Source organism: Streptomyces sp. SID5464 (assembly GCF_009862985.1).
Taxonomy (GTDB): domain Bacteria; phylum Actinomycetota; class Actinomycetes; order Streptomycetales; family Streptomycetaceae; genus Streptomyces; species Streptomyces chartreusis_D.
In genome coordinates this window covers 39,714-39,940 of record NZ_WWIQ01000071.1, presented here as the reverse complement: position 1 = coordinate 39,940, position 227 = coordinate 39,714, and the positions used below count along the sequence as shown (strand labels likewise).

The 227-nt window shown below is 67.0% G+C and carries 1 protein-coding gene; it reads left to right on the top strand.

The features are described from left to right. The coding region (locus GTY47_RS32885; protein WP_040903525.1) for a flavodoxin-dependent (E)-4-hydroxy-3-methylbut-2-enyl-diphosphate synthase at nt 1–227 on the top strand (227 nt) is incomplete at both ends.

The window sequence follows — 227 nt, the reverse complement described above, 5'->3', positions numbered from 1 at the left end:
GCTGTGGGAGGCGTCCCTGTTCGAGGAGCACGACTTCCGGGACATCAAGATCTCCGTCAAGCACAACGACCCGGTCGTGATGATCGAGGCGTACAAGCAGCTCGCCGCGCAGTGCGACTACCCGCTGCACCTCGGCGTCACGGAGGCCGGTCCCGCCTTCCAGGGCACGATCAAGTCGGCGGTCGCCTTCGGCGCGCTGCTCAGCCAGGGCATCGGCGACACGATCC